The 8,586-nt window shown below is 69.3% G+C and carries 7 protein-coding genes and 1 pseudogene; 2 read left to right on the forward strand and 6 right to left on the reverse strand.

Annotated elements, in window-relative coordinates; all coding sequences use genetic code 11:
* The 4 genes from Q8M82_RS17125 to Q8M82_RS17140 form a co-directional block, all read right to left on the reverse strand.
* A partial coding sequence (locus tag Q8M82_RS17125) for a helicase-related protein (protein ID WP_305692526.1) occupies positions 1–2,919 on the reverse strand: 2,919 nt, incomplete at its 3' end.
* A gap of 313 nt (positions 2,920–3,232) precedes the next feature.
* On the reverse strand, positions 3,233–4,120 hold the full coding sequence (locus Q8M82_RS17130; RefSeq protein WP_305692527.1) for an alpha/beta fold hydrolase: 888 nt from the start codon (positions 4,118–4,120) through the stop codon (positions 3,233–3,235).
* Between the two features lie 123 nt (positions 4,121–4,243).
* On the reverse strand, positions 4,244–4,690 hold the full coding sequence (locus Q8M82_RS17135; RefSeq protein ID WP_305692528.1) for a MerR family transcriptional regulator: 447 nt from the start codon (positions 4,688–4,690) through the stop codon (positions 4,244–4,246).
* 72 nt (positions 4,691–4,762) lie between these two features.
* The gene (locus Q8M82_RS17140) at positions 4,763–5,314 is read right to left on the reverse strand and encodes a cupin domain-containing protein (protein WP_305692529.1); all 552 of its coding nucleotides are present in this window, start codon (positions 5,312–5,314) and stop codon (positions 4,763–4,765) included.
* Between the two features lie 136 nt (positions 5,315–5,450).
* On the opposite strand from Q8M82_RS17140, the gene aptA reads away from it, so the two are divergent.
* Together aptA and Q8M82_RS17150 are read left to right on the forward strand one after the other, a co-directional pair.
* Positions 5,451–6,800 carry an omega-aminotransferase AptA gene (aptA, locus tag Q8M82_RS17145; protein ID WP_305692530.1) on the forward strand — a complete coding sequence of 450 codons (1,350 nt, stop codon included), beginning with the start codon at positions 5,451–5,453 and terminating at the stop codon, positions 6,798–6,800.
* An 88-nt stretch (positions 6,801–6,888) separates the two neighbouring features.
* Positions 6,889–7,181, forward strand: a pseudogene (locus tag Q8M82_RS17150) (hypothetical protein); the annotation flags it as partial.
* A gap of 71 nt (positions 7,182–7,252) precedes the next feature.
* Here the strand turns inward: Q8M82_RS17150 and Q8M82_RS17155 are convergent.
* Complete coding sequence (locus Q8M82_RS17155) at positions 7,253–7,834, reverse strand: transglycosylase SLT domain-containing protein (RefSeq protein ID WP_305692531.1); 582 nt, start codon at positions 7,832–7,834, stop codon at positions 7,253–7,255.
* Positions 7,782–8,586 (reverse strand): flagellar hook-length control protein FliK (locus Q8M82_RS17160; RefSeq protein ID WP_305692532.1); only part of this gene is annotated, 805 nt, incomplete at its 5' end. The genes Q8M82_RS17155 and Q8M82_RS17160, both read right to left, overlap by 53 nt.

Here is an 8,586-nt window from a genome sequence, read left to right on the forward strand (position 1 = left end):
CGCGCCTTCGCGGGCGCCGCGTGCCGCCTCGGGCCGCCGGCCGCCCTGGTGGCGGTGCGGTCGCCAGACCTCGATCATCTCGGGTTCGGCCGGCGCAGACGGGGTCGAGGCCGAAGCCTCCGCAGCGGCGGCTTCCGGCTCGACGGCGGGTTCCGCCTCGGTCGCGGGCAGGGCCGAGAGGAGGTCGGCCGGCACGGCCTCACGGGTCGGTTCGAGCTCCTGCGCCGTCAGGATCGGCGCATCCGGCGTTTCGGCCTCCTGGGCCTCCGGTGCGACGGCGTCGGTCGTGGCGTCGGTCAGGTCAGCAGCGGCCGGGGCGGCCTCGGCTTCGCCGATCGCCGCAGCGTCCGAACCCTCGTCGGTTTCGCTAGTCGCGCCTTCTGCTGCCACCTCGGCGGCGGCCGGCTCGGCCGGCACGGGCTTGGCGGGAGCGGCCGCGAGCGGCACGGTGATGGCGGGTCCCGCGCGCTTGACCGAAACATAGCCGAGCGAACGCAGGATCGAGGCGAAATCCTCGCCGGCGCAGCCGACCAGCGAGGTCATCGCGCCGGTGACGACGAAGCCGTCCTGGTCGGCAGTTCCCGTCGGCGGGGTCCCTTGAGTCACCCCGGGGCGATAGGCGATCGCCGGGCGGATCAGGTCGGCCAGACGTTCCAGGATGTCGACGCGCACGGCGCGCTCGCCGCAGACGCGGTAGCCGGCGGCGCGATAGAGCCCCTTGGGCACGGCCTTGTCGACCGGGAAGGAGGTCCGGCCCGAGGCGGCGAGATGGGCGATGTCATCCAGGCCCGACAGCTCGGGGCCGCCATGCTTGAGCGCCCAGAGCTGGGCGGCCAGCGCGCGCGGCGCCGGCTTCAGCAGGGCGGGAACATAGAGATGGAAGGCGCCGAAGCGAATGCCGAGCTGGCGCAGCGCGGCGCGGCCCTCCTGGTCGAGCGCCTTCATCTCCTCGCCGACCTTGGCGCGCTCGAGCACGCCGAGCGCCTCGGCCGCCTGATAGGCGATGCCGCGGGCGATGCCGGTCAGCGTCGTCGCCTCCTCCAGCAACTGCAGCGGACCGAGCAGCCGCGTGACGTGGTTCTTCAGCCAGAGCTGCAGGCGGGCCTCGACCTGCTCGCGCGCCTGGCCGGCGAGATGCTCTTCGACCAGCAGCCGGAGGCGGGGCTCGACCGCCTTCTCGCCGGCCACGAGGCGGGCGACGGGCTCGCCGATCCAGCGCAGCAACCCGTCATGCGACAGCACGAAGGCATCGTCGCCGGCGAGCACGACGCGCGCGGCGCGCGCCTCGATCTCGCTGGCCAGCGCCTTCATCGCCGCCATGTTCAAGGCTTTCGCCTCCGGCCCGCCGGCCTTGGGGTCCGCCGTGAAGCGGAAACCCTGCAGCATTCCGACGTGCTGGCCCTCGACGAGCACGTCGCCCGTCGTGGTGACCTCAGCCTCCAACATCGCATTCTCCCGCAAACGGCGCAGCAGCACGCTGGTGCGCCGGTCGACAAATCGGCTGGCCAGACGCTCGTGCAGAGCGTCCGAGAGCTTGTCCTCTACAAGACGCGCCACCCCCTGCCAATGCTCAGGATCGGGCAACCAGTCCGGACGGTTGGCGACGAAGGTCCAGGTGCGGACCTGCGCGATGCGCGCAGACAGCGTGTCGATCTCGCCATCGGTCCGATCCAGCGCCGAAAGCTGGGTACGATACCAGTCGATATCGAGCCGTCCATGGCGCATTAGGCGCAGATAGAGGGTGGTGGCGAGGTCGGCATGCTGCTGCGGCGCGATCTTGCGATAATCGGGCAGGCCGCAGACCTCCCAGAGCCGTTCGACCGCAGCCCGGCCCTGCGCCAGCGCCCGGATGTCGGGATCGCGCGCCAGGCCTTCGAGCGTGTTCATGTCCTCGGCGATCAGCGCGCGCGTCAGGCCAGGCTCCGTCGGCTGCAGGTTCAGGCTGTCCAGCAGTTGCGCGACCGAGCGGAAATCGAGATCGGTGTTGCGCCACTGCAGCTGCCGCACCGGCTCGAAGCGATGATTCTCGATCGCCTCGACGAGATCGGCCTCGAAGGGCGGGCAGCGGCCCGAGGTGCCGAAGGTGCCATCGCGCAGATGGCGCCCGGCGCGCCCGGCGATCTGGCCGAACTCGGCCGGGTTCAGCTTCCGGAAATGATGGCCGTCATATTTCTTGTCGGCGGCGAAGGCGATGTGGTCGACGTCGAGGTTCAGCCCCATGCCGATCGCGTCGGTGGCGACGAGATAGTCGACGTCGCCGGACTGGTAGATCTCGACCTGGGCATTGCGAGTGCGCGGTGAGAGCGCGCCGAGGACGACCGCCGCGCCGCCCGTCTGGCGGCGGATCAGCTCGGCGATGGCGTAGACCACCTCGACCGAGAAGGCGACGATGGCCGAGCGCGGAGCCAGACGCGTGATCTTTCGGTCGCCCGCGAACATCAGCTGCGACAGGCGCGGCCGGGTCACGACGTTCACGCCGGGGATGAGCTGCTCGATCACCGGCCGCATCGTGCCGGCACCGATCAGCATGGTTTCGGCGCGTCCGCGCCGGTTCAGCAGCCGGTCGGTGAAGACATGCCCGCGGTCGAGATCCGCCGCGAGTTGGATCTCGTCGATGGCGACGAAATCCACGGCCAGGTCGCGCGGCATGGCCTCGACCGTGCAGACCCAGAAGCGGGGACGCTCCGGCTTGATCTTCTCCTCGCCGGTGACGAGCGCCACGGCCTCGGCGCCGACCTTCTCGACGACGCGCTGGTAGACCTCGCGGGCGAGCAGGCGCAGCGGCAGGCCGATCATGCCCGTCGGATGGGCGACCATGCGCTCGATCGCGAGATGGGTCTTGCCGGTATTGGTCGGGCCCAGAACGGCGGTGACGCCGTTGGCGCGGACCGATGGAGGCAGGGAGCGTGGAGGAAGCAAGGCCGACGCCGATCGTGGTGAGCGCTGCGCCGGTTTGCGGCGCCCAGAGGCATGGCCGCGGCGGCGCAACGCGAGCGATGAACTAGGAAACGGAACGAGTCCCGAACGAAGCGGGGTCGAATCGCTGACTCCCAGGGAATCGGGATTTGTTCTCGCCGAGGATGGATCGAGCGGTTGTAGGTCTCGCAGGGCGGGATCGGTGTCTCGGCATCGCCTGTCCTCCGAAGATCGCGCGCATGACGCTCGTCATCTGCCGCAGGGCCTATCTAGGCATGCTTCGCCAGGAAACGAGGGCCGGCCGCGCGCGCGGCGCTCAGCCGAAGACCTCCGCGAAGATCTCCGCGGCTTCATCGGGCGCCTCGACATGCACGAAATGCCCGGCGCTCTCGCAGAAGGTGATCTGCGCATCGTCGAAATGCTCGGGCACGAAGGCGGCCCATTCCGACTTCAGAACCGGGTCGTGCCGACCCCAATGCACCCGTGTCGGCTGGTGGATGCGCACCGAGGGGGTGGGATGGCCGTCGATGGCCGCCAGCCGAGCGGCATTCTGGCTGCGATACCAGTCGAAGCCGCCGCGCAGGTTGCCGGGCTTCATGAAATTGTCGATCCAGAGCTCGAGCGCCGGATCGAAGGCATCCTTGCGCTGGCACCAATGCGAGAGAAAATGGGAGATGTAGAGCGCGCAGGACTGGCGGCTCAGGCCGATCAGCGCCTCGGCCAGCGGCAATTGCTGGAACGACTGATACCAGACCTCGTTGACATGGCCGTCATGGACCCAGCGTCCGGCGATGCTCTGGGTCGGGCAGTTGAAGAAGAACAGCCGCTCGACGAGCTGCGGATGGCGTCGCGCCAGAGCCTGCGCGGCATAGGCACCGACATCGTGGCCGACCACGCCGACCGATTCCAGGCCGAGCGCGCCGAGGAGAGAAGCCATGTCGTCGGCATGGCTGTTGGCGCCGACGTCGCTGCGCGGAGAGGCGGCCTTGGCGCTGTCGCCGAAGCCACGCAGATCGGGCGCGATCAGCCGGAAATCCGGGTGGAGCCGGTTCATCAACGGCAGCCAGGTCGCCCAGAATTCCGGCCAGCCATGCAGCAGCAGGACGGGCCGCCCCGCACCGACCTCGGCGACGTGCAGCGTCGTGTCGCGCACCGCGATCTGGCGATGCCTCAGACCGGGCGGCGTGGCGAAGTCGCTGGACATGGGATCTCCCGGCTGGTTCCGGCGAAGGCTAGCGTCTGGCCGGCTCGCGCCGCAATCGCGATGGCGTGCAGGAAGGGCATGCGCCAGCGCTTCTCCACAGGAGGCGCAGGGGCGGCCCTTGCGTCAATGCGCGCCGTGGCTACAGCGGCCATGGTCGGCGAGCGCCTCGATGATGGCGCAGTCGCAGGCGGCGACGCCGCCCGAGCAGGTGGTGGCGATGCGCTCCAGTTCGGCCTCCAGCGAGCGCAGCCGCGCGATCTTGTGGCGGACCTCGTCGCGGTGCGCGACGGCGATGGCATGGGCCTCGTCGCAGGCCATCGCCGGATTGTCCGAGAGCCTGAGGAGGGCGCGGATCGCCTCGACGGCAAAGCCGAGATCGCGCGCATGCTTGATGAAGGCGAGGCGCTCGACATGGGCCCGGCCATAGCGCCGCTGGTTGCCCTCCGAGCGCTCGGGCGGCGGCAGCAGCCCGACCTGCTCGTAATAGCGGATCGTCTCGACCTTGACGCCGGTGCGCTCGGCCAGCGCCCCGATCGGCATCACGCGCTCGACTGTGGTCGCGGTGGGCATGGGCTCGCTCCAAAGCTCTAGTCGTTAGAGGTCAAGGTGAGCGGGGCACGCGCCGGGGTCAAGCAATGCGGGTCAGAAGGAGGGCGGCGTGCAGGCGCTGACGACCTCGCAGGCGACCGGCCCGACACAGCGGAAGCGGTGCGGCCGGCGGCTCTCGAAGTAATAGGCATCGCCGGGGCCCAGAATGCGCCGCTCGTCGTCGACGCTGACCTCGAGCCGCCCGGAGAGGACGATGCCGCCCTCCTCGCCGTCATGCGAGAGGGGCACGCGGCCGGTGTCGGTTCCGGGCTCGTAGCGCTCCTTCAGGATCTGCAGGGCGCGGCCGAACAGGTTCTCGCCGATCTGGCGGTAGGAGATGCCACCCTTGCCGATCTCGACCAGTTCGTCGGCGTGGTAGAACGCCTGGCGCGGGCGGTCCGGCTCCAGGGCGAAGAATTCGGAGAGGCCGATCGGGATGCCGTCGAGGATGCGCTTCAGTGCCCCGACGGACGGATTCACGCCGTTGGACTCGATCAGCGAGACGGTCGAATGGGTCACGCCGGCGCGCTTGGCCAGCGCGCGCTGGGAGAGACCCTGGCGGGTGCGCAGATAGCGCAGCCGCGCGCCGATGTCAGTGTCGCTCACGATGGCCTGGTCTCCCTGGTCGATATCTGCACCATACTGAGATTGCAGTCAGCAAAAACAAGGATTTGTCGGCAGCCTGAAACAGACTTGTTCGTTTCGGTCGAACGGTGCTCCCTGCCGGCAGAGGAGATCACCCATGACCATCGCCACACCGCCGCAGGCCCTGCAGAACGCTCGTTCGCTCGACAGCTACTGGATGCCCTTTACTGCCAACCGGCAGTTCAAGGCGGCGCCGCGGCTGCTCGCCTCGGCGCAGGGGATGCACTACGCCACCGAGGACGGTCGCAAGGTCATCGACGGCACCGCTGGTCTCTGGTGCGTCAATGCCGGCCATGGCCGCCAGCAGATCACGCAAGCCGTCGAGCGCCAGCTCGCGACGCTCGACTACGCGCCCTCCTTCCAGATGGGCCATCCGATCGCCTTCGATTTCGCCGAGCGTCTGGCGGCGATCGCGCCGGGTGAGGGCGCGGGCAAGCTCGACCGGATCTTCTTCACCGGCTCGGGCTCGGAATCGGTCGATACCGCGCTGAAGATCGCCATCGCCTATCAGCGCGCCATCGGCCAGGGCACGCGAACGCGGCTGATCGGCCGCGAGCGTGGCTATCACGGCGTCGGCTTCGGCGGCATCACGGTGGGTGGGCTGGTCAACAACCGCCGCGTCTTCCCGCTGCTGCCCGGCGCCGACCATCTGCGCCACACCCATGATCTGGAGCGCAACGCCTTCAGCAAGGGCCAGCCCGAACATGGCGCCGAGCTCGCCGACGATCTCGAGCGGCTGGTCGCGCTGCACGGGGCCGAGACGATCGCGGCGGTGATCGTCGAGCCGATGGCGGGCTCGACCGGCGTTCTGGTGCAGCCGAAGGGCTATCTCGAGCGGCTGCGCGAGATCGCGACGCGCCACGGCATCCTGCTGATCTTCGACGAGGTCATCACCGGCTTCGGCCGGCTCGGCACGCCCTTCGCGAGCGAATACTTCGGCGTCATGCCGGACCTGATGACGACGGCCAAGGGCATCACCAACGGCACCATCCCGATGGGCGCCGTCTTCGCCGCCCGCAAGGTCCATGACGCGCTGATGAGCGGGCCGGAGGCCACGATCGAGCTGTTCCACGGCTACACCTATTCCGGCCATCCGGTGGCCTGCGCGGCGGGGCTGGCCACGCTCGACATCTATGCCGGCGAGGGGCTGCTGACGCGGGTCAAGTCCCTCGCCCCGCTCTGGGAGGAGGCGCTGCATTCGCTGCGCGACGTGCCGCATGTCATCGACATCCGCACGATCGGCCTCGTCGCCGGGATCGAGCTGGCTTCGCGGCCCGGCGCCGTCGGCGCGCGCGCCTACGAGGCCTTCGTCGACTGCTTCGAGAAGGGTCTGCTGATCCGCGTCACCGGCGACGTCATCGCGCTGTCGCCGCCGCTGATCTGCGAGCCCTCCCAGATCGAGGAGATGGTCTCGCTGCTGCGCGCGGCGCTGGAGCGGCTGGCCTGAGGGGGTTCAGGCGGCGCCGAGGAGCGCACAGGCCTCCTCGGCGGTGACCCGCTCCTCGTCAGTGGCGATTCGCGGCGTCGGCGCTCTCCTGCTCGCGGGCCGAAAGCCGGCGATCCAGCTCGATATCGACGCGACGCGGATGACCCAGCCCTTCAGCGGCAACGTCTCCATCCAGAGCATCGTCGGGTCGGAGATCACCGCGTTCAGCCAGCGGGCGCGCGGGACGGCGGCGTCGCCGGTCGAGCTCGTCCAGCGGCTGTGCGCTTCAACCCGGAGCTCGACAAGGGCTGGTTCGGGACGGTGATGAACGTGGTTTTGAGCATCACCATGCTCTCGATCGTGCTGACCGGGGCGGCGCTGATCCGCGAGCGCGAGCACGGCGACCGCGCGAGACCATGCCCGAGATCGTAAAGACGATCATGCTGGCCCATTTCCTGCGCTGAGAGGGAGCCTCAGGAGCGGGCGTATTTCGCCCCGCAAAAGGAGCGCGCATTGTCGGTCCACTGGCCGAAGCCGGTAGCGACCATGTTGCGGATGACGGTACAGACATAGCGATGCTGGGCCGGGTTGTTGTGCGGCCCGGCGTGATAGCGCGCCACCGCCATGGTCCAGCTCGTGTGGCGGGCCTTCAGCCGCTTCAGGAATTTGGCCGAGTATTCGACGTTCAGCGCCGGATCGAACATCGCGTCGAGGCTGGGGAACTGGTCGCGATGGTAGTGATGGTTGATCTGCATGCAGCCGATGTCGATCAGTTTCTTGCCCTTGGCGCGCGAGCTGTGGAATTCGGCCAGCGCCTCTTGCTTGCTCGCGCCGAAGAAGGCGCGGCCGTGGATGTTGAGCGCATAGGGCTGCAGCGAGTTGCGCCGCCCGCTCTCGGTCAGCCCCACGGAATAGAGCACGCCGACGGGGATGTCGTAGGCCTTCGAGACGCGGATCATGTGCTCCTCGCAGACCGTCTGGGCGGCGGCCGGCGTGAACAGGCTAGAGATAGCGAAGAGGGTCGCGGCCAGGGCGAGGGCTTTCGCGGCGATCATGGGTGTCCTCCGTGCTGATGGGGGCGTCGTTGCGTGCATCCCGCCGTTGCGGCTCCTGCCGATCATTCTGCCGGTCCTGCTGGCGCGAGGGGTCGAAGCCGCGGCCGTCGCGGCCCGCCCCCTCCTCGCGGGCGCCGTCGCGGGACGCATCCTGGCCCGGGCGCGGGTCGGCGCCGGCCGATTCGACATGGACGGTCTCGACCGAGACCTGATCGAGCGCATGGCCGCTCGCCCGGACGATCTCGCGCAGGGCCTCGCGGTCATTGGCGAGCAATTGCGCGGTTTCGGCGCGGCTGGCCTCGAGCCTGATCTCCATGCCGCCCTGCGAGATGCGCAGCTTGACGACGATGCTGCCGAGTTCGACCGGGCTGAGCTGGATGTGCAGGATCTTCGTCGGCTCGGCGATGCCGCCGGGCTTCGCCGTGCCGATCTCGGGGACATCCTGGGAGCGGGACGTGGCGAGTTCCGAAGCCGCCTGCCGGATCGGCTCGGCGACCTGCTGGAGCGGCGAGAGACGCAACACGGGTGGCAGATGCGTCTCCTGCCGGATCACCGCGATGGTGAAGGGCTTGTCCGGGCCGGCGTCCTTCGTCGCGGACTCCGGTTTCACCGACGTCGGATCGAGCAGGGTCGCCGCGTCCGGCAGGTCGGACAGCGCGGTTTCATCGGTCGGCAGCGCGACGCCCGACTGCGCGGTCGCGGTCAGCGGGGCCGGCTCCAGGGAGCCGGTCGCGCCGGCGGCGGTGCGAGCG

Source organism: Allobosea sp. (genome assembly GCF_030694325.1).
Classification (GTDB): domain Bacteria; phylum Pseudomonadota; class Alphaproteobacteria; order Rhizobiales; family Beijerinckiaceae; genus Allobosea.

Coding starts and splice junctions, on each gene's coding strand:
- Q8M82_RS17130 (WP_305692527.1), bottom strand. CDS start 4,120: ATGTCCAGCGACTTCGCCACGCCGCCCGGTCTGAGGCATCGCCAGATC.
- Q8M82_RS17135 (WP_305692528.1), bottom strand. CDS start 4,690: ATGCCCACCGCGACCACAGTCGAGCGCGTGATGCCGATCGGGGCGCTG.
- aptA (WP_305692530.1), top strand. CDS start 5,451: ATGACCATCGCCACACCGCCGCAGGCCCTGCAGAACGCTCGTTCGCTC.
- Q8M82_RS17155 (WP_305692531.1), bottom strand. CDS start 7,834: ATGATCGCCGCGAAAGCCCTCGCCCTGGCCGCGACCCTCTTCGCTATC.